Origin of the sequence: Devosia faecipullorum, assembly GCF_015158295.1 — a bacterium.
GTDB lineage: Bacteria > Pseudomonadota > Alphaproteobacteria > Rhizobiales > Devosiaceae > Devosia > Devosia faecipullorum.
Window position 1 is genome coordinate 602,892 of record NZ_JACDXV010000002.1, and the last position, 20,594, is coordinate 623,485.

18 protein-coding genes and 1 riboswitch are annotated in these 20,594 nt (G+C 63.4%); of the genes, 7 read left to right on the top strand and 11 right to left on the bottom strand.

Annotated elements, in window-relative coordinates:
• The gene (locus tag H0482_RS08590) at positions 1–735 is read left to right on the top strand and encodes a DUF1013 domain-containing protein (protein ID WP_193729604.1); all 735 of its coding nucleotides are present in this window, start codon (positions 1–3) and stop codon (positions 733–735) included.
• Between the two features lie 247 nt (positions 736–982).
• Here the strand turns inward: H0482_RS08590 and H0482_RS08595 are convergent, their stop codons facing one another.
• Positions 983–1,672, bottom strand: coding sequence for a thiamine diphosphokinase (locus H0482_RS08595; protein WP_193729605.1), 690 nt, complete (start codon positions 1,670–1,672; stop codon positions 983–985).
• Between the two features lie 27 nt (positions 1,673–1,699).
• Positions 1,700–1,798: riboswitch (TPP riboswitch) on the top strand.
• Positions 1,799–1,867: 69 nt separating this feature from the next.
• On the opposite strand from H0482_RS08595, the gene H0482_RS08600 reads away from it, so the two are divergent.
• The 3 genes from H0482_RS08600 (at position 1,868) to H0482_RS08610 (ending at position 5,290) form a co-directional block, all read left to right on the top strand.
• The gene (locus tag H0482_RS08600) at positions 1,868–2,872 is read left to right on the top strand and encodes a thiamine ABC transporter substrate-binding protein (protein ID WP_193729606.1); all 1,005 of its coding nucleotides are present in this window, start codon (positions 1,868–1,870) and stop codon (positions 2,870–2,872) included.
• 206 nt (positions 2,873–3,078) lie between these two features.
• Positions 3,079–4,671, top strand: a complete 1,593-nt coding sequence (locus tag H0482_RS08605; protein ID WP_193729607.1) for an ABC transporter permease family protein — start codon at positions 3,079–3,081, stop codon at positions 4,669–4,671.
• Entirely contained in the window at positions 4,655–5,290 is a 636-nt protein-coding gene (locus H0482_RS08610) for an ATP-binding cassette domain-containing protein (RefSeq protein WP_193729608.1), read from the top strand. Before H0482_RS08605 ends, H0482_RS08610 begins: the two co-directional genes overlap by 17 nt.
• 15 nt (positions 5,291–5,305) lie before the next feature.
• Here the strand turns inward: H0482_RS08610 and H0482_RS08615 are convergent, their stop codons facing one another.
• Both H0482_RS08615 and H0482_RS08620 read right to left on the bottom strand, forming a co-directional pair.
• A complete protein-coding gene (locus H0482_RS08615) occupies positions 5,306–7,234 on the bottom strand; it encodes a hypothetical protein (RefSeq protein ID WP_193729609.1) in 1,929 nt (642 codons plus the stop codon).
• 48 nt (positions 7,235–7,282) lie between these two features.
• The gene (locus H0482_RS08620) at positions 7,283–8,572 is read right to left on the bottom strand and encodes an adenylosuccinate synthase (RefSeq protein ID WP_193729610.1); all 1,290 of its coding nucleotides are present in this window, start codon (positions 8,570–8,572) and stop codon (positions 7,283–7,285) included.
• A 154-nt stretch (positions 8,573–8,726) separates the two neighbouring features.
• On the opposite strand from H0482_RS08620, the gene H0482_RS08625 reads away from it, so the two are divergent.
• Positions 8,727–9,668, top strand: coding sequence for a DMT family transporter (locus tag H0482_RS08625; protein ID WP_193729611.1), 942 nt, complete (start codon positions 8,727–8,729; stop codon positions 9,666–9,668).
• Between the two features lie 48 nt (positions 9,669–9,716).
• On the opposite strand, the gene serA is transcribed toward H0482_RS08625, so the two are convergent.
• The 5 genes from serA to H0482_RS08650 form a co-directional block, all read right to left on the bottom strand.
• On the bottom strand, positions 9,717–11,300 hold the full coding sequence (gene serA / locus H0482_RS08630; RefSeq protein WP_193729612.1) for a phosphoglycerate dehydrogenase: 1,584 nt from the start codon (positions 11,298–11,300) through the stop codon (positions 9,717–9,719).
• Positions 11,301–11,446: 146 nt separating this feature from the next.
• The gene (locus H0482_RS08635) at positions 11,447–12,622 is read right to left on the bottom strand and encodes a phosphoserine transaminase (RefSeq protein WP_193729613.1); all 1,176 of its coding nucleotides are present in this window, start codon (positions 12,620–12,622) and stop codon (positions 11,447–11,449) included.
• A gap of 113 nt (positions 12,623–12,735) precedes the next feature.
• Positions 12,736–13,296: a biotin transporter BioY gene (locus H0482_RS08640; RefSeq protein ID WP_193729614.1), complete on the bottom strand. Its 561-nt coding sequence runs from the start codon at positions 13,294–13,296 to the stop codon at positions 12,736–12,738.
• A 12-nt stretch (positions 13,297–13,308) separates the two neighbouring features.
• Positions 13,309–13,917 carry an energy-coupling factor transporter transmembrane component T family protein gene (locus H0482_RS08645; RefSeq protein WP_230989513.1) on the bottom strand — a complete coding sequence of 203 codons (609 nt, stop codon included), beginning with the start codon at positions 13,915–13,917 and terminating at the stop codon, positions 13,309–13,311.
• A 2-nt stretch (positions 13,918–13,919) separates the two neighbouring features.
• Positions 13,920–14,597, bottom strand: coding sequence for an energy-coupling factor ABC transporter ATP-binding protein (locus tag H0482_RS08650; protein WP_193729616.1), 678 nt, complete (start codon positions 14,595–14,597; stop codon positions 13,920–13,922).
• Between H0482_RS08650 and H0482_RS08655 the strand changes: the two genes are divergently transcribed.
• Positions 14,590–14,733: a hypothetical protein gene (locus H0482_RS08655; protein WP_193729617.1), complete on the top strand. Its 144-nt coding sequence runs from the start codon at positions 14,590–14,592 to the stop codon at positions 14,731–14,733. The genes H0482_RS08650 and H0482_RS08655 overlap by 8 nt on opposite strands.
• 46 nt (positions 14,734–14,779) lie before the next feature.
• On the top strand, positions 14,780–16,081 hold the full coding sequence (locus tag H0482_RS08660) for a PQQ-dependent sugar dehydrogenase (protein ID WP_193729618.1): 1,302 nt from the start codon (positions 14,780–14,782) through the stop codon (positions 16,079–16,081).
• Positions 16,082–16,168: 87 nt separating this feature from the next.
• Here the strand turns inward: H0482_RS08660 and H0482_RS08665 are convergent, their stop codons facing one another.
• The 3 genes from H0482_RS08665 to ftsH all read right to left on the bottom strand — a co-directional run bounded on the left by H0482_RS08665 (position 16,169) and on the right by ftsH (position 20,528).
• The gene (locus H0482_RS08665; RefSeq protein ID WP_193729619.1) at positions 16,169–16,900 is read right to left on the bottom strand and encodes an outer membrane beta-barrel protein; all 732 of its coding nucleotides are present in this window, start codon (positions 16,898–16,900) and stop codon (positions 16,169–16,171) included.
• Between the two features lie 230 nt (positions 16,901–17,130).
• The gene (gene glmM, locus H0482_RS08670; protein WP_193729620.1) at positions 17,131–18,474 is read right to left on the bottom strand and encodes a phosphoglucosamine mutase; all 1,344 of its coding nucleotides are present in this window, start codon (positions 18,472–18,474) and stop codon (positions 17,131–17,133) included.
• A 122-nt stretch (positions 18,475–18,596) separates the two neighbouring features.
• Entirely contained in the window at positions 18,597–20,528 is a 1,932-nt protein-coding gene (gene ftsH / locus H0482_RS08675) for an ATP-dependent zinc metalloprotease FtsH (RefSeq protein ID WP_193729621.1), read from the bottom strand.
• Between the last annotated feature and the right edge of the window lie 66 nt (positions 20,529–20,594).

The window sequence follows — 20,594 nt, forward strand, 5'->3', positions numbered from 1 at the left end:
ATGTCCCAGACCCTTCTGATGCCCAAGGCGACCGCCGTCTGGCTGGTGGACAACACGGCGCTGTCCTTTGAACAGATCGCGGCCTTCTGCACGCTGCATCCGCTGGAAGTGCAAGGCATCGCCGATGGTGACGTCGCCAGCGGCATCATGGGCGTCAATCCGGTGCAGAACGGGCAATTGGCCCGCGAGGAAATCGAAAAGGCCGAGGCCGATCCCAATTACCGCATGAAGGTGAGCGAGCCCAAGGTGCGCGTCGCCGCCGTCAAGCGCAAGGGCCCGCGCTATACCCCGATTTCGCGCCGCAACGAGCGCCCCAATGCCATCAAGTGGCTGGTGCGCAATCATCCCGAACTCAAGGACGCGCAGATCATGCGGCTGGTGGGCACCACCAAGTCCACCATTGAATCGGTGCGCGACAATTCGCACTGGAACTCGGCCAACCTGACCGCCATGGACCCGGTGACGCTGGGCCTGTGCAGCCAGATCGATCTCGATCTCGAGGTCAAGCGCGCCTCCAAGGACGCCCCGGCCCAGAGCGAATTCAACGAGGGCACGACCCTGCTCACGGCAGAGGAAGCAATGGCCCGCGCCGCCGCGCGCAATAGCTATGAAGGCGAGGAAGGGAGCGAGGATCAGGGCTATTCCGCCCCCAAGCCCTCCAACGAGGACATCGACGCGGATTCGGTCTTCGCCAAGCTCAAGTCGCTCAAGTCGAACACTGCCGACGAGGACTAAGTTTCCTCGAAAACCGGTTCTGCAAATCCCCGCCCGCCAGGCGGGGATTTTTGTTTTGGGGCCGGGCCGTAACCACAAATCCCTCGGCTCCATCTCTCCCTCCCCCTTGAGGGGAGGGCCGGGGAGGGGGTTCTGCGTGGTCAGCAGGATACGATGTACGTTGCGACCACCAATGGCCCGGCACTGGATTGCCCGGACAAGCCGGGCAACGACGATGGACTGAGAGATTTTCGACGAGCGTCCACGCTCAGGCAAACGCGGCCACCAGATCCCAGAGCCGGTTCCGGCCGAGGATCAGCAGCCAGGGCGTGCCGCCGCGGGGCACAATCTCTACCCTGCCGCCAGTGGCAGCATTGGAGGTACCCAGCCGTCCGACGGGGTCGAGCAGCAGGTCGTTCATCGGGTAGAGCAAGCCTTGGGTGCGCTCGAAGACCACCGGGGCCAGTGGATGGATGGACACCCGCTCGCCTTGATCGGCCATGAAGGCGAACGGCCCCGATACGGCCAGGGCCACATCCTCCTCATCGACCAGGATCACCCGTCGCCGATTGGCCACTTCATGCAGCGCGCTGAGCGCCGCCAATGTATGGTCGAGCCGCTTGCCGGTCATGCCCAGGGCCAGGGTCACCGGCGCCTGGGTGGAATAGAGCGCCTTCTGGAAATCGGTGGTGATCTGTTCGGGAATGTGGATCACCCTGGTGCGGCTTTCCCAGCCCTGCTTGTCGGCAAGCGAATCAAGATCGCCCAATATGGCCTCGGGCACCAATCCGGCGGCGCCGAGCGCGTCCGCCCCGCCATCGGCGGCGACCAGGGCGATGTCGCGCGCCACCAATTGGCGCAATATCCCGGCATCGACATGCCCGCCCCCGACAATGGCCAGCGGGCGCTCGAAGCTCAGCAGCGGCTTTGCCGCGTCATCGGAAGGGGGGGATTGCACTTGGGGGCGTCTCTCAATATGGTCCGCATCGTCTCGCTGGGGTGTTCCGGTTGCTGCCGGAGCTGAGAGTTACCCATTGAACCTGAACCAGGTCATGCTGGCGGAGGAAGTTCGAGATGGCAAGGGCGCATCTCGGCGCCCCCACCATTGACACAGCCCTTCTCCCATGACCGCAATTGAATGAAGGGATGACCCATGGTCAAGCTTTCCTCCATCGCGCTTGCGGTCCTCGTTGCCGGATTGTCCGGCACCGCGCTCGCACAGGACAAGCCCGTGCTCACCATCTACACCTATGATGGTTTCGCCTCCGAATGGGGGCCGGGCGTGCCGCTCAAGCAGGGCTTTGAGAGCCAGTGCGATTGCATTGTCAATTTCGTCGGCGCCGATTCCTCCATCGGCACGCTGCGCCGGGTGCAGCTTGAGGGCGAGAGCACCGAGGCCGACATCCTGCTCGGCCTCGATACCGCCATTGCCGGGGAAGCGCGCGCCACCGGGCTCTTTGCCGAACATGGGCTGGAACTGCCCGGACTGGTCCTGCCCGAACCCTGGAACGACGCGCAATTCGTGCCCTTCGATTATTCGCATTTCGCCTTCATGCACGATATCGACACCATGCCGGTGCCGCCCGCTTCCTTCGAGGAATTGATCGCGCTGCCCGACAGCGTCAAGATAGCCATTCAGGATCCGCGCTCGGCGACGCCGGGTCTCGGCCTGCTGCTCTGGGTCAAGGCGGCCTATGGCGAGCGTGCCCCCGAAATCTGGGCTGGCCTCAAGCCCAAGATCCTCACCATGACCCGCGAATGGAGCGAGAGCTACGCCCTGTTCCTCGATGGCGAAGCCGATATGGTGCTCTCCTATACGACCTCGCCCGCCTATCACATCTATGACGAGGACGATCACACGATCAAAGCGGCTCTGTTCCGCGAAGGCCATTTCCCACAGATCGAAGTGGCGGGAATTCTCAAATCCTCCGACCAGCAGGAATTGGCGAGGGACTTTCTGGCCTACCTGGCGTCTCCCGAGGGCCAGCAATATATCCCGACCACCAATTGGATGTTCCCGGTGGTCGATCTTGGCGACAAGCTCGATCCCGCCTTTGCCGGCCTGCCGCAGCCGGACAAGACGCTGACCCTGCCCGAGGCCGACATCATCGCCCATTCCGCCGAATGGATCGACGAGATGCTGGCGGCCCTGCAATAGCAGACCCCGATGCAATCCCCCTCCCCCTTGAGGGGAGGGCCAGGGGTGGGGGGTCAGAAGCATTCACGCGCCGAATGCGCGTTGCCATCATGGCAGGCCCAACCCCGCTCCCACCCCAAACCATGAATGGGCGCCAAAGCCAAATCGGTCCAGAGGATAAAAAGATGTGCCGAAGTTCCGACGCCGGGAGGCAATGACGTGAAGCCATGCTGACGCTCCCCCATCGCCCCTACCGCATCGCGCTGGCCATTGGCCTGTCGCTGGCCATAGCGGCCCTGATCGCTGTCGTCCTCTGGGCCATTCTTGCCGCTGCCGGCGAGGCGGGCGGGCAATCGCGGGTCGATATCGCCCATCTTTTGCGGATGACCGCGATACAGGCCGGGCTCACCACCATTTTGTCGCTAGTGGTCGGCATGGCGCTGGCCTGGGCGCTCAACCGGCTGCGCTTTACCGGCCGCGATCTGGTCGTCGGGCTCTTCGCCGCGGCCATCGTCACGCCGGGCATGGTGGTGGCCTTCGGCCTTTTGTCCATCTGGGGCCGCAATGGCTGGCTCAATCAGATCAGCCAGACCCTTTTCGGCGTCACTTTCGACAGCCCCGCCTATGGACTTTCCGGCATCCTGCTTGCCCATGTCATTCTCGACGGCGCCTTTGCCGCGCGCATCCTTCTGGCCCGGCTTGACGCCATCCCCGCCAACCGGCTGAAAGTCGGACAATCGCTCGCCTTGGGCGCCGTGCAGCGCTTTCGGCTGATCGACTGGCCCGCCATGGCCGGGAGCCTGCCGGGTCTGGGCGCGGTGATCTTCCTTCTGGCCTTTACCAGTTTTCCCATCGTGCTGCTTTTGGGCGGCGGTCCCGCCAACCAGACATTGGAAGTGGCGATCTATTCCGCCGTGCGTCTCGATTTCGACCTCAATGGCGCGGTGCGTCTGGCCATGACCCAGATCGGGGTCTGCGCAGTCGTCATCCTCCTCGCCTCCGCCTTCACCCCGCCGCCTGCCGCCCTTGGCCGCTCGCTGGCGCCGACCTGGCGTGACGGCGGCGCGGCGCGGATATTGCAATGGCTGGTGCTGCTCGTCGCCATTGTCGGCTTCGCCCTGCCGCTGCTCTCGGTGCTTTATGACGGCGTCATGGGCGGCTTCGGACGGGTGCTGGCGCAGCCCAATTTCTGGCGCGCCGCCGCCACCTCTGTCCTGATCGGTTCCGCCTCGGCGCTGCTGACCCTGCTGCTTGCCCTCATGCTGGCTTTGGGGCGCAGCGCCAGCGCGCAACCCTTGGCGCGCACGCTGCTCGGCATCCCCGCTTTTGCCTATCTCGCCGTGCCCGCCGTGGTGCTCTCGCTCGGGTTTTTCCTGCTGGTGCGCCGCCTTGGTGTGCCGACCGGGCTCGCCGCGCCCTTTGTTGTGGTCAGTGCTAACAGTCTGTTGGCACTTCCCTTCGCCATGGCGATTCTGGCGCCGCCTCTGGAGGCGATTGTGCGCAATCGGGGCAAGCTTATCCGCTCTTTGGGCCTTGATGGGTGGACGCAATTCGTCCGCATCGAATATCCCCTGCTGGGGCGCGATATCGGGCTGATGCTGGCTTTGGCCTTCTGCTTTTCCCTCGGCGATCTGGGGGTTATCGCCCTGTTTGGAACCCAGGATTTCCAGACCCTGCCGCTCATGATGTATCGGGCGCTCGGCTCCTATCGGTCCAACGATGCCGCCGCCATCGCCGCCATCCTCCTGATCGGCACCATCGCCGCTTTCATCTTCCTGCCGCGTCTGCTCGAAAGGCTTGCCCATGCTGGTCGTCGATAACCTCACCTTCGCCTATCCGGGACAGCCGCAATATTGCTTCTCCCTGCAGGCAAGCCCTGGAAAAGTAACGGCAATTTCGGGAATCAGCGGGTCGGGAAAATCCACCCTGCTCGATCTGGTCGCCGGTTTCCAGCGCCCGCAAAGCGGCGTTCTGTCCGTGGACGAAACCGATCTTTTGCCCCTCCGGCCCGAGGCCCGGCCGGTCTCGCTGCTGCTGCAATCGGACAATCTTTTCGATCATCTGAGTGCTGCGGAAAACACTGCACTCGGCCTGCCCAAAGGCACGGGGAAAATTGCAGGAAAACAATTGGTTAGCGCGGCGCTGGCCGAAGTCGGGCTGGCTGGCTTCGAGGATAAACCTGCCGCCACCTTGTCGGGCGGCCAAAAACAGCGGGTGGCCCTGGCCCGCACGCTGTTGCGCAATCGCGCCGTGCTGCTGCTGGACGAACCCTTTTCGGCGCTGGACGACGAGACGCGCCGAACCATTCGCGACCTCGTGGGGGAACTGACCCGCCAGCACGGCTGGCACACGCTTTTGGTCAGCCATCACGGCGACGACATCGTCGCCCTGGCGCACAAGCATTACCTCTTGAACGAAGGGCGGCTGGAGCGCGCTTAGGGCGCTCCACGCCTGTTATTCGCCCCAGGCCGCCAGCGCCTTGTCGAACAGAACCTGGGCGGTTTCGTCTTTTTCCAGCGTCAGGATGGCGTTGCGCCCGGTGCCATAGATGATCGCCAGGTCGATCCAGCGGCGGCTGCGCAAAAGCTCGGCATTGGCGGTGATATCATTGGGCGAGGCGCTGAGCGCAAAGAGGAAGGAATTCCCCACGACGCGCGCCGCCGCGCCGCTCAGGGCCGTGCCGGGGACCAATTCCTCGTCCTTGAGCAACACACCGGCCAGGGTGGCGATCGATCCGCCCATGAAAGTGTCGGGCACATTGAAGGTGATTTCCATCAAATGGCTGGCCGGCAGGATCGGGTCGCTGTTCTTGCGGATGGTGATCGACACGTCGAGATTGCGCGCCGGGATGCTGGCCCGGGCCAACAGGGTCGGCAGGCCGATCTCGTCGACGCCTTCGGTCCAGTCCACGGTGCCCGAGAAGGGCACGGCGCCGCTCTGGCCATTGGCTGAGGCCTCCAGCAGCAGCGATTGATTGCCGGCGAGATTGACCGGATCGACGCTGGCCGCGGGATCGTCCACGGCGGCGATGGAGGTATCCTGGCCGGACAGCCGCTCCTCGGTCTTGTTCTCGCCATTGCTAATGGAGGGGAGCACGCTTTCCGAGCCCGTCGGCGTCACCGGCGTCGGCGTGGGTTCGAGCCGATCGTCGGCCTCAAGACCTTCGAGTGCGCTGGTCGGCTCGGAAACCGTATTGGTGGCGGTATTGCCGGGTCCAGCGGACTCGGTATCCGTGCCGGGTTCGCTCGTATTATTGGCGTCCAACGTCGGCAGGGCAGGCTGATCGGCACCTTGTACCGTTTCGGCGACAGGCTGGCTGCGTCCGAACATCTGGTCGAGATCGACATAGCCTTCGCGCCAGGCCCAGAAACCGGCGCCGCCGGCACCCACCAGGAGCAGGGCGAAGACCACGAGGAAAATAGTGAGGCCCGCGCCGGAGCGGGGTTCGGCTTCGGCGGCGGCAAAGCCGGATTCATCGCCGCGCTCGTCGGAATGAGCAAGGCCCGAAGGCATGAGCAGAGAATCAGGCAGCGGCTCGCCGGCTTCGCCGCGCGCCTCGCGATCCAGCGTTTCGATGGCGCGTTCGATGGCGCCCTCGGCTTCGCGGGTCTCGATGGTTTCGACATCGACCTCGCGCACGCTGGACAAAGCCGGCTCGACCACCAGTTGCGGCTCGATGATGACCGGCTCGGTGACGGGTTGGCGGGCCAGAGCGGTGTCACCCATATGGGATGGCACGGCGATGGCGGGCTCGCGCGGCGGCGTGAAGAACGAGGGACGGCTGGGCGCCGGAGGGGGCTGAAGGGTCGGCACCGCGACAATGGCGGGCGCTTCTTCCATGACGGGAGCGATGACCGGCTCTTGACGATCCGGGACGACGCTCAGGGAGGCGCCGGAGGTCTCGGCAGCCTGGGCAATGATGTCTTCGATTGAGCTTGGCGCTGCCGGTGGCGGCGGGGCCACGCTCGCGGCTGGAGCGTCCGGCTGGGGGGCAGGGGCCGGATGAGGCTCGGGAGGCTGGGGCGCTGGGGGCGCAACATCTTCGTGCAAGGCGTCGGGTTCGGGCGCGACCTTTGGCATTGCCGGTTTTTCCGCCAGGGGTGGCGGCTTGGGCGCCGGAGCAGCCATGACCGGGCGCGTGACGTGGTTTTCACGGCCCAGATTGATGACGGCTTCGCTGGCCTCCTGCTCGACCTGGCGGATACAATCTTCAAGTTGCAGGCGATGTTGGGTGATGTCGCGCGCCGGCAAGGGGGGCTGGATGGCGCGCAATTGCCCGACCAGGGCCGAACGCGCCTTCTCATAGACCGCGCGCCGCGCGGCCCCGTTATTCTCGGGCAGCGCCGAGATCGCCCGACGCAGCAGCTCCTTGTAATCCGCCATTGGCTACTTGGTACTCACTCTGACAGCGCAGTCTTGTAACAAAATTTCTCAATCTTGGAATGGGTCAACCACAAGGATCGTGTCTGCCCGCTCGGGAGAAGTGGATAACAGGGCAACGGGCGTGCCGATAAGCTCTTCAATATAGCGGACATATTTGACCGCCTGTGCCGGCAATTCGGCCCAGGAACGGGCGCCTGCCGTGGTCTCGGACCAGCCTTCCAGCGTTTCGTAGATCGGCTTAACCCGCGCCTGTGCCCCCATTGAGGCAGGCAGATAATCAATCCGTGATCCGTCGAGCTCATAGCCGACGCAGACCTTGATCTCCTTGAGGCCGTCGAGCACGTCCAGCTTGGTCAGGGCGATGCCGGTAATGCCCGAGGTCTTGACCGTCTGGCGCACGAGTACGGCGTCGAACCAGCCGCAGCGGCGCGGGCGGCCGGTATTGACCCCCACTTCGCGCCCCACTGTTGCCAGGTGATGGCCGATTTCGTCATCGAGTTCGCAAGGGAAGGGGCCTTCGCCGACGCGGGTCGTATAGGCCTTGGTGATGCCCAGCACATAGCCGATGGCGGTGGGGCCGAGGCCCGAACCGGCGGCAGCCTGGCCGGCAACGGTATTGGAGGAGGTGACGTAGGGATAAGTCCCGTGATCGTTGTCGAGCAGTGCGCCCTGCGCGCCTTCGAACAGAATGCGGGCGCCGGCCTTGCGCTTGTCTTCGAGCACGCGCCAGACCTGGTCCATGAAAGGCAGGATTTCGGCGGCGATGGAGGTCAGTTCCTCGAAGATGGAATCGGCGGAAATCTCGGCGAGACCCATGCCACGGCGCAGCGCATTGTGATGGTTCAGCAGCCGCTCGATCTTGGGCATGAGCGTGTCGGGTTCGCTGAGGTCGACCAGCCGGATGGCGCGGCGGCCGACCTTGTCCTCATAGGCCGGTCCGATGCCGCGGCGGGTGGTGCCGATCTTGATGCCGGCATTGCCGTCTTCGCGGATGCCGTCCAGTTCGCGATGCAGCGAGAGAATCAGCGGTGCATTGTCGGCGATGCGCAGGATTTCGGGGGTGATCTTGACGCCCTGGCCGCGCAGCTTGGCCATTTCGGCGACGAAATGGTGCGGATCCACCACCACGCCATTGCCGATGACCGAGAGCTTGCCCTGGACGAGGCCCGAGGGCAGCAGGGCCAGCTTGTAGCTCACCCCGTCGATGACCAGCGTATGGCCCGCATTGTGGCCGCCATGGAAGCGCACGACGACGTCGGCGCGCTCCGAAAGCCAATCCACGATCTTGCCCTTGCCCTCGTCGCCCCATTGCGAGCCGACGACAACCACATTCGCCATAATCCAGTCTTCCCCAAGAAAACGCGATAACGGGCCCGGCGCCAGGGCGGGCCCCATAAAAGATCGGATGACCGCCCTCCGGCCAACCTTTGTTAGGTTTGATTGTGGCCGAATAACTGGTAAGTCCAATTGTCCTTACATCACCAAAGCGACGATGACAAAGCCGCACGACAACCAAAATAGCGGCATAATCGCCCGACTTCTCGATCAGCCCTATCTGCTGCTGGTTCTGGCGCCCCTGTTCTGGGGCGGCAATGTGGTCGCCGCCAAGATGGTGGTTGGGGAAATCGACCCGTTCCTGCTTCTGGCCAGCCGCTGCGTCTTCGCCACGGCGGTGATCCTGCCCTTTGCCTGGCGGCATCTGCGCAAGGATTGGGCCGTGGTGCGCCGGCACTGGCCGGTGCTGATGGCGTTCGGCGTCACCGGCTATGCGCTGTTCAACGTGTTTCTGTATTTGGGGCTGCAAACCACCAGCGCGGTGAATTCGGCCATCGAGCAGGCTTCGCTCCCCATGCTGATCCTGGGCGCAAATTTCATCTTTTTCCGCGTGCGCGCCCGGCTGATCCAGATCATCGGCGTGCTGCTGGCGATTTTCGGCGTCCTGCTCACGGCCACGCATGGCGATCCGGGGCGGCTGCTGACGCTCAATGTCAATGTCGGCGACGGCTTCGTCATTCTCGCGTGCCTGGCCTATACCGGCTATACACTGGCGCTGCGCTTCCGGCCCAAAATGCACATCATGAGCTTCATGGCCGTGTCCTTTTCCGGCGCAGCCATTACCGGCGTGATCATGCTGGCCCTGTTCGGCGGCGGTCTCGGACAGGTGGCAAAGCTCGCCGATGCCTCGCCGCTCGTCTGGGCGGTGATCGGCTATGTGGCGGTCTTTCCTTCCATGTTCAGCCAGGTCGCCTATGCGCGCGGGGTGGAACTGGTGGGGGCCAACAGGGCCGCACCCAGCCATAACCTGATCCCGGTTTTCGGCACGCTGGGCTCGGTGCTGATCCTGGGGGAGAGCCTGCAGCCCTACCATCTTCTGGCCGCCGCCATCATCGTGACCGGCATCGTGCTGGCCGAATGGGCGGCGCGGCGGGCATAAAAAAGGCGACCCGGAGGCCGCCTTTTTTGATGCTGTTCGGTTCTCCGCTCAGAACTTGAGCGCCTTGGCCTGCTTGACGCCTTCGAGCTTGGCGATCTGGCCGAGCTGTTCGTCGGCCAGGGTGCCGTCGATGGAAACGAGGGCAATGGCGTCGCCGCCGACTTCGGCGCGGCCGAGATTGAAATTGGCGATATTGATGCCGAGCGTGCCGAGCAGGGTGCCCAGTCGGCCGATATGGCCGGGCTTGTCCTCATTGGTCACATAGAGCATGGAGGGCGACAATTCGGCCTCCATATTGATATCCTTGACCTGGATGATGCGCGGCTTGCCATTGGCGAAGAGTGTGCCCGCCAGGCCCCTTGTCTGGCGCTCGGTGGTGACGGTGAGGCGGATATAGCCTTCATAGGCGCCCTGGCGGTCGCGGGTGGTGGTTTCGACATTGATGCCGCGATCCTTGGCGATCTGGGGCGCCGAGACCATGTTGACGTCGCCCAGCGAAGGCTTGAGCACGCCATTGATGGCGGCGGCGACCATGGGGCGGATATTGAGTTCGGCGGGCGTGCCTTCGAACTCGATCTTGATACCCGAGATCGCAGTCTCGGTGAGCTGGCCGGCGAAGGAGCCCAGCGCCTCGGCGAGCTTGACCCAGGGGGTGATGATTGGGGCTTCCTCGGCCGAAATCGAGGGGAAATTCAGCGCATTGGTGATTTCGCCGGTCATCAGATAGGCCGAGATCTGCTCGGCGACCTGCAGGGCGACATTTTCCTGCGCTTCGGTGGTCGAGGCGCCCAGATGGGGCGTGCAGATCACATTGGGCAGCTCGAACAGAGGATTGCTTTCCGCCGGTTCCACCAGGAACACGTCGAGCGCCGCGCCGGCGACCTGCCCCGATTTCAGCGCATCGTATAGGGCGGCTTCATCGATGAGACCGCCACGGGCGCAATTGACGATGCGGACGCCCTTCTTGGTCTTGGCCAGGTTTTCGGCGTTGAGAATATTGCGCGTCGCCTCGATCAGCGGCGTGTGCAGGGTGATGAAATCGGCGCGGGCGAGCAGGTCGTCCAGTTCCACCTTTTCGATGCCCAGCGTCTGTGCGCGTTCCGGGGTCAGGAACGGGTCATAGGCGATGACCTTCATCCTCAGGCCGATGGCGCGGTCGGCGACGATGGAGCCGATGTTGCCGGCGCCGATCAGGCCGAGCGTCTTGTTGGTGACTTCGACGCCCATGAAGCGGTTCTTTTCCCACTTCGAAGCGCGGGTCGAGGCGTCGGCTTCGGGCAATTGGCGGGCCAGGGCCATCATCATGGCGATGGCATGTTCGGCCGTGGTGATCGAATTGCCGAAGGGCGTGTTCATCACGATGATGCCCTTCTTGGTCGCCGCCGGAATATCGACATTGTCGACGCCGATGCCGGCGCGGCCGATAACCTTGAGATTGGTGGCGGCGGCGATGACCTTCTCGGTCACCTTGGTGGCCGAGCGGATGGCGAGGCCGTCATATTGCCCGATGACTTCGAGCAGCTTTTCCTTGTCCTTGCCGAGATCGGGCAGGTAATCCACCTCGACGCCGTTATCCTTGAAAATCTGGACGGCGGTGGGGCTGAGCTTATCCGAAACGAGAACTTTTGGCATTTTGGGATTGTCCCTGAATGTGCGTTTGAGCGTCGCGACGCGATGTCTTTGCGGTCGTCACCACCGGGCTCGTGCCGATGGTCCATGGATTGCCGGGACAAGCCCGGCAATGACGATCAATGAGAGGCCGGCGCTGACTTTTATTGTCAGGCCTTGAGGGCGGCTTTTTCTTCAGCGAAGGCCCAGTCGAGCCAGGGCGTCAGCTTGGCCAGATCATCGGCTTCGACCGTCGAGCCAGCCCAGATGCGCAGGCCCGCCGGAGCGTCCTTATAGGAGCCGAAATCATAGGCCACGCCGAGCTTGTCGAGACGGGCGACGATGGCCTTGGCGAAGGCCGCCTGGGCATCGGCATCGAGCGCGGCGATGGCCGGATCGACGATGGACAGGCAGACCGAAGTATTGGAGCGCTGCTCGGCATTCTTGGCGAGGAAATCGACCCAGTCGGTCTTGTCCACCCAATCGGCCAGAACCTTGAAATTGGCGTCGGCGCGGGCCTGCATGGCCTTGAGGCCGCCGATTTCGAGCCCCCATTTCATGGCGTCGATGGCGTCTTCGATGCAGAGCATGGAGACGGTATTGATGGTCTCGGCCTTGAAAATGCCCTCGATCAGCTTGCCGCCCTTGGTCAGGCGGAAAATCTTGGGCAGGGGGCGGTCTGGCTTATAGGATTCGAGCCGTTCGACAGCGCGGGGCGAGAGGATCAGGATACCGTGCGCGGCCTCGCCGCCAAGCGCCTTCTGCCAGGAGAAGGTGACGACATCGAGCTTGCTGAAGTCGAGCTTTTGCGCAAAAGCCGCCGAGGTGGCGTCGCAGATGGTCAGGCCCTGCCGGTCGGCCGAGATCCAGTCCGCATCGGGAACGCGGACGCCCGAAGTGGTGCCGTTCCAGGTGAAGACCACGTCGCGGTTGAAATCGACCTGGGTGAGATCGGGCAATTCGCCATAGGGCGCTTCGAGCACGCGTACATCGTCGAGCTTGAGTTGCTTCTGCACGTCGGTGACCCAGCCGGCGCCGAACGATTCCCAGGCCAGCATATCGACCCCCCGGGCGCCCAGGGCGCTCCAGAGGAACATCTCGACGGCGCCGGTATCGGAAGCGGGGACGATGCCGATGCGGTAATCGGCCGGGACTTCAAGGAGTTCGCGGGTCAGGTCGATGGCCTGCTGGATGCGCGCCTTGGCGGGCTTGGCGCGATGCGAGCGGCCGGTCAGCGCGCTGGCAAGCACGTCAATCGTCCAACCTGGACGCTTGGAGCACGGACCCGACGAAAAATTGGGATTAACCGGTTTGACCGCCGGTGCGGTTTGGGGCGTATCAGCCATTCTAAGCGGCCCTCCCAGGCCTATGCGTCTCGCGTTAGGGCGAGATGTCCTGAGGCGGGAAATACGCCTGGGGAGGGGGTGACGTCAATGGCTTATTTCGAGCGGCGCGCCTTTCACCCGATCCGCGCGCTTTTTCCGAAATTCCTGGTGATCAGCAGGCCGACATAGGCAGCGATGGCCGCCTTGGCGAGGTCGCCGGGCACGAAGATGAGATTGCCGATAATGGCTTCGGACAGCGTCAGGCCGGCGGCATAGGCCAGCCAGGCAATGCCGAAGACATGGTCGATGACCACGCCGATGGTGCCGGCGAGGAAGAAGCCGGCAACCAGTTTCCAGCTTGTGGTGGTGGACTTGGCGAAGCGGGTGGCGAGCCAGCCGGTAACAAAGGCGGTGGGCAGGAAGCCGACGAGATAACCTGCCGTGGGGCTGAGGAAGACCGCCAGGCCGCCCCGTCCACCGGAAAGGACCGGCAGGCCCACGGCGACCAGCACAAAAAGCAGCAGCACGGTCAGGGCGCCGCCGCGCGCCCCCAGTACCACGCCGGCCAGCAGCACGCCCAGGCTCTGGGCATGGATGGGGACCGGAAAGAGCCCCACCATGATGGGTGGCACTAGGCCCAGAACCACGATGATAGCGGTGAACAGGGCGATGAGAACGAGCGAGCGTGTAGGCATGGCGATAAACCTTTAGATACGGGGTCCGGTGTCGCGAAGATTGCGGGCGTCGATGGCATGGGCGATTTCATCGGCACTGAGCATCGTGGAGATGACCAGCGGCACGATGATGGTGGCGGGCCGCACTTTGAGGCCCCGGGCGCGATGCGCCGCGATAACGCCCGAATAGCGCGTCCTGATTTCGGGCACCAAGCGGATGACGAGGCCGATGGCGAGGCCGATATCGCGGGCATTGGCGAGGCCCAGCCGTTCCAGCGGCAGCGCCAGCCTGGCGATCGTGTCGATGAATTGCCCGATACTCGTCGTCACGGTGACGATGGTGGCGAAAAGGCTGAGCGAGCCAAGGCGCAAAACGGTAATGGCCGCCGCTTCGGGGCCGCGGGCAAACCAGGTCCAGAGGCCCAAAGTGGCGATGGTGAGGAGCAGGGGCCATGCCTTCATCCAGGCGACAAGTGCGGACCGGCAGAGCAGAAGTGTGGCGAGACACAGCAGGCCCGCCACAGCGGCAAGGGCGGGTGGCGAAGACAGCGAAAAGAGCAGCACGCTTGCGGCAAAGAGCGCCAGGAGCTTGGCTTCCGGCGGCACGCGGCTGAGCGGGCCGTCATCCTTTTGGAGTGGCATTATCATGCGGCGAGCCGGTAATAATGGTCGATCGTCTCGGCGGCAGGGCCGTCATGGACCAGTTGGCCATCGTGAAAAAGCAGCACGCGCGGAAAGTCGGCGATGAGCCCCAGGTCATGGGTCACGACGATAACATTTTCCTTGAGCGCATTGATAACCCGTTGCACGAGATTGCGATTGCGCAGGTCGAGCTGGTTGGTCGGTTCGTCCATGATGACGATGTCCGGCTCGGTAACGAGCACCGCCGCCAGCGCCGCGAGTTGCACTTCCCCACCCGAAAGCTCGTGCGCCCGCCGGTCCAGCAGATGGGCGATGTCGAGGCGCTCCAGCGCGGCGAGGACGGCGCGGTCACGGTCGTCCTTCGAGAGCCGGCGTGTGTGAAGGCCCAGTGCGATGTCTTCGCGAACCAGCGGCAGGACAATCTGATGGGCGGGGTTTTGAAAGATATAGCCCACTTCGGCACGGGCCTTTGCGGTATCGGTAGCGGTATCGTGGCCATTGGTGACGACGCGGCCCGATGAGGGCAGCAGCAGTCCGTTGATCAGGCGCGAGAAGGTGCTTTTCCCCGAGCCGTTGAGGCCGATGACGCCAATCCGCCTTTCGGTCAACCGCAGCGAAAGCGGCTGGAGCACCACGCGCTGGTCAAAACTGGCCTGGGCCTGGTCAAATACGATGTCCAATATCGCGATCCGGCAATTGCTCGTCTGCTTTGCGCTGTGGCGCTTGCAAGGTCAAGGCTTGATGCTCTCGGGACGCGGAATCGGAAAATATGATTTTTCCGCCATGCCTCTGGTCCTTGCCGGACAAAGCGATTAGCGTGACCTTCTTTCCGCTCTTACCCCTCCGCTTTTTGAGACGACCCATGGCCGAATCCTCGCTCTTTGCCCGTTTAGTAGCTCTCGTGGGCGGCGCTGCCGTTGCCATCCGCCATTCGGGCGACGGACCGCGTGAACCGGCCTATGGCCGCGCGCCCACCATTCCCGATCCCCGCCCGCAAGGCCGGATTCCGACGCTCAAGATGCCGACGGCCAAGGGCTGGCACGGCGATCACCAGCCGACGCCGGCCCCCGGCCTAAAGGTCAATGCCTTTGCGCGCGACCTCCTTCACCCGCGCAATATCTATGTTCTTCCCAATGGCGACGTGCTGATCGCCGAATCCATGGGCGAGGATGGCAAGTCCAGGTCGTTCTTCGATCACGCCATGAGCGCAACGATGAAGCGCGCCCGGGCGCGCGGCGTCAGCGCCAATCGGGTGACGCTTCTGCGCGATGCGGATGGCGACGGCGTTGCCGAAGAACGTCATGTCCTGATCGAGAATGTGCGCCAGCCCTTCGGCATGGCGCTGATCGGGGATATTCTTTATGTCGGCGCCTCCGACGCCGTGCTGGCCTATCCCTATGAAACCGGGACCACCCGGATCACCACGCCCGGCCGCAAGCTCATGGATCTGATCCCGGGCGGACATTGGACGCGCAATCTGATCGCCTCCAAGGATGGCAGCAAGCTCTATGTGGCGGTGGGCTCGCTCACCAATATCGGCGACCAGGGCATGGCGGCGGAGGAAAATCGCGCCTGTATCCATGAACTGGACCTGGCGAGCGGCACGTCGCGGATTTTCGGCGGCGGCCTGCGCAATCCGGTCGGCATGGCCTGGGAGCCGGAAGGGGGCCTATTGTGGACCGTGGTCAACGAGCGCGACGGGCTGGGCGACGAAACTCCGCCCGATTACCTGACCTCGGTGGTGGATGGCGGCTTTTACGGCTGGCCCTATTGCTATTGGGACCGGGTGGTGGACGATCGCGTGCCGCAGGACGACGCCATGGTGGCCTCGGCGCTGCAGCCTGATTATGCGCTGGGCGGCCATACGGCCTCGCTCGGCCTCTGCTGGCTGCCCGAAGGCACATTGCCGGGCTTTCCGCAGGGCATGGCCATCGGCCAGCATGGCTCGTGGAACCGCTCAAAGCTCTCCGGCTACAAGCTGACCTTTGTTGAATTCCAGAATGGCAAGCCGGTCGGCATGCCGCGTGAAATTCTCAAGGATTTTCTCTCCGCGGATGAGAAATATTCCTATGGCCGCCCGGTCGGGGTGGCGCTGGCTGGTGATGGCGCGGTGCTGATGGCTGACGATGTGGGCGATGTCATCTGGCGCGTTACCGCCGCCTGAGGTTTTGGCACGAAAAAGGCCGGCGCCACAAGGACGCCGGCCCGGATTATAGCATTCTGGCGGACGTGGCAGGCCGCCAGGATGTCGTCAATTGAAGCGGTAGCGCACCGTGCCGCGCACTTCGTGGACCCAATTGTTGTCCAGCGAATAAGGATGCGTCGCCGCCGTGTTTTCGATGCGATTGATATAGAGGGCGCGATAGCCGAGATCGGTGGTGAAGGCGCCGAAATCGTAGCCGAGGCCAACCATGCCGGCAGCGGCAAGGCTGGTATTGTTGCCCCAGGTGTCCGCAGCGCCGCCGGGAGGGGGCGTGGTAACCATCTGATTGTAGGCAACACCCAGGCCGCCGCCGATATAGCCGAAGGGACCGCCTGCGGCCGAATAGCCGTCGCCAAAACCGACATCGTAATAGGCATTGGCCAGGACGACGGTGGAGCGCAGGTTCAGCGAATGGGTGCCGATGGCAAGGTTGGAGGGTGCTGCCACGTTTGCCTTCAGCCCATCATTGTGGAGGCGGTCCACGGTCACGTCAAAGCGCATCCCGGTCCCGGTTTCGTAGCCGGCGCCCACGCCATAGGAATAGCCGTAACCGAAGCCGTCGGTGTCGAAAATATTGGTCGGGATCGCTGTCGGATGATTGACGCGGGGGGACCACATTGCGTTCAGCGCCGCACTGCCGCGCAGGTAGAACGAGCCGGTATAGCCGTAATCCACGTCAGGAATTTCGATGATGGGCGGATAGAAGGGCATGTCGGCCGCCAGGGCCGGCCCGGCAATAGCGGCTCCTGCCGCCAATAAAGCCATGGTGAGCTTGCGCATTAAAGTAATTCCTTCGGTTGCCACGAAATCATTTGATTTCTGCCAGTATCGAAGAAAATTCTTAAGGGCGGTTTAACCTAAAGATTTAACCATAACGCGTGTATGGTAACGATGATTACTGAAGCGTTACCATATATGATGGCGTTAGGGATTTGGTGAGGATTGCGGCGCGCGCATTCATCATGCCGCCGCGCCGCCTTTCGGGACAAATCGGGGCGACGCGATCCCTATTATGCCACTTCGCGGATCGCGGCTTCGATCTGGCCGACGACTTTTTCCACGAGGCCAGCATCGTCGGCTTCGCCCATGACGCGGATGACCGGTTCGGTGCCGGAGGCGCGCACGACGAGGCGCCCGCCATTGCCCAGCATGGCCTGGCCATCGGCAATGGCCTGCACGACCTGCTTGTGCTCGAGCGGCTTGCCCGACTTGAACTTCACGCTGCGCAGCAATTGCGGCACCTTTTCGAAGCGGGCACAGATCTCCGAGACCGGCACCCCCTTCTGCTTGAGCACGCCGAGCAATTGCAGCGCGGCGACGAGACCGTCGCCGGTGGTGGTGAAATCGGAGAGGATGATGTGGCCCGATTGCTCGCCGCCGACATTGAAGCCCTTTTCGCGCATGGCCTCGAGCACGTAGCGGTCGCCCACCTGGGTGCGTTCCAGCGTCAGCCCGAGCGCCGACAGGTATCGCTCGAGCCCGAGATTGCTCATGATGGTGGCGACGATGCCGCCGCCGGTCAGCATGTCGCGTTCGCGCCAGCTTTCGGCGATGACGGCCATGAACTGGTCGCCATCGACCACGTGCCCCTTTTCATCGACGATGATGACGCGGTCCGCGTCGCCATCGAGCGCGATGCCGATATCGGCGCGCATTTCCTTGACCTTGGCGGCGACGGCCTCGGGCGCGGTGGAGCCGACCTTGTGGTTGATGTTGAAGCCGTCGGGCTGGACCCCGATGGTGAAGACTTCGGCGCCCAATTCCCATAGTGCCACTGGGGCGACCTTATAGGCGGCGCCATTGGCGCAATCGAGCACGACGCGCAGGCCGCTGAGGTCGATATTGCGGGGCAGGGTGCGCTTGGCATATTCGATATAGCGCGTCCTTGCCTCCTCGTCGCGATGGGCGCGGCCAATGTCGCGGCCCTGCGCCAGGTGGCGGGACATGTCGCTGTCGATCAGCCGCTCGATTTCCTTTTCGAGCTCGTCGCTGAGCTTGTAGCCATCGGGCCTGAACAGCTTGATGCCGTTGTCCTCGAATGGATTGTGCGAGGCCGAGATCATCACGCCGAGATCGGCGCGCAGCGAGCGGGTGAGCATGGCGACCGCCGGGGTCGGCATCGGGCCCAGCAGATAGACATCCATGCCTACGGCGGTGAAGCCGGCAGTGAGCGCCTGCTCGATCATATAGCCGGAGCGTCGTGTATCCTTGCCGATGACCACGCGGTTGCGGTGATCGCCGCGCACGAATTTGGTGCCGGCGGCCATGCCGACCCTGAGCGCCAGTTCCGGGGTCAGCTTGTCGCCATTGGCGAGGCCGCGAATACCGTCGGTGCCGAAATATTTGCGGACCATTGCTGATCTCCCCGATTCACTGGAGTGCTTTTATCAATATCATTTTGCGGCGCAATAAAGGAGCTTTTCACAAAGAGAAAGGGCCACCTGCGGTGACCCTTCTACATTTTGTCGGTATGCGCTCAGCTTTCCGGCTGCGGTTCCATGCCCGGCTCGGGCGGGGCATCGGGGCGCTTCTTGCCGGCTTTTCCGGCTGAGGGGACGCCGCTGGCCTTGGGCGCGGCGGTGCCGTTGTCGTCGGGGCGCACCGGCTGCTTGCCGTCCATGAGGGCGCGCAGTTCGTCGCCGGTCAGGGTTTCGAATTCAAGCAGGGCCTGGGCGATGGCTTCCCACTGATCGTGATAGGTGGTGAGGATGTCGCGGGCCGAAGCTTCGCCGTCCTCGATCAGCTTGCGCACTTCCTGGTCGATCAGCCGGGCAGTGTCATCCGACATGTGCTGGGACTGGGTGACCGAATGTCCGAGGAAGACTTCCTGGTCATTGGACTTGTAGCGCACCCGGCCCAGCTTTTCGCTCATGCCCCATTCCATGACCATGGAGCGGGCAAGGCTGGTGGCCATCTGGATGTCGCCCGAAGCGCCGGAAGTGACCTTGGCGGGACCGAACTTGATGATCTCGGCCTCGCGGCCGCCGAACAGCATGGTGAGGCGGGCCAGGGCCTTTTCACGGCTGAAGGAATAGGTGTCGCTCTCGGGCAGGGTCATCACCATGCCCAGAGCGCGGCCGCGCGGGATGATGGTGGCCTTGTGGATCGGATCGATGCCCGCAACCTTGAGCGCGATGATGGCGTGGCCGGCTTCGTGATAGGCGGTCAGCTTCTTCTCGTCGTCGGTCATGGCCATGGTGCGGCGCTCGGCGCCCATCATGATCTTGTCCTTGGCGTCCTCGAATTCCTGATGGGTGACGAAACGCTTGTTGCGCCGCGCCGCCATCAGAGCGGCCTCGTTGACGAGGTTCATGAGGTCGGCGCCGGAAAAGCCGGGCGTGCCGCGGGCGAGAACCTTGAGATCGACGTCGGGCGCCAGCGGCACCTTGCGGACGTGAACCTTGAGCACCTTTTCGCGGCCGGAAACGTCCGGGTTCGGCACGACGACCTGACGGTCGAAACGGCCGGGACGCAGCAGGGCGGGATCGAGCACGTCGGGGCGGTTGGTCGCCGCGATGAGGATGATCCCCTCATTGGCCTCGAAACCGTCCATCTCGACCAGAAGCTGGTTCAGCGTCTGTTCGCGCTCGTCATTGCCGCCGCCGAGCCCGGCGCCGCGCTGGCGGCCGACGGCGTCGATTTCGTCGATGAAGATGATGCAGGGCGCGTTCTTCTTGGCCTGTTCGAACATGTCGCGGACGCGGGATGCGCCGACGCCGACGAACATTTCAACGAAGTCCGAACCGGAAATGGTGAAGAAGGGCACATTGGCTTCGCCGGCCACCGATCGGGCCAGGAGCGTCTTACCGGTGCCCGGAGGGCCGACCAGCAATACGCCGCGCGGAATCTTGCCGCCCAGGCGCTGGAACTTGCCCGGATCGCGCAGGAATTCGACGATTTCCTCGAGATCCTGCTTGGCCTCGTCCACGCCGGCAACGTCCTCGAAGGTGATCTTGCCCTGGGTCTCGGTCAACAGCTTGGCGCGCGACTTGCCAAAGCCCATGGCCCCGCCGCGACCGCCGCCCTGCATCTGGCGAATGAAGAAGAACCAGACGCCGATAATGACCAGGAAGGGCAGCCAGCTCGAGAGCAGGATCGACCAGAACGGGCTGGTTTCGGGGGCGCGGGCGGTGATGCCCACATTGCGGTTTTCCAGCTTGGAAATGACGTCGGCGCCGGTCGGGATGATGGTTTCGAACCGCGTGCCGTCATTGAGCTGGCCAGACACCACGTCATTGGTGATGGTCACGTTGGTGACGCGGCCCGCATCGATGTCGGAGACGAACTGGCTATAGCTCTTTTCGGCCACGGAAACAGAGCGCGTGGACGACTGGAAGACCTGGAACAGGCCCATCAGCATAAAGAGAATAACCAGCCAGATGGCAAAGTTGCGGAAATTTCCGTTCATCAAACCTGTCCCGGAGAGGCCGGCGAGGGAAGCGCCGGTATTAGGGGCGAATGTAAGGCCCACAAT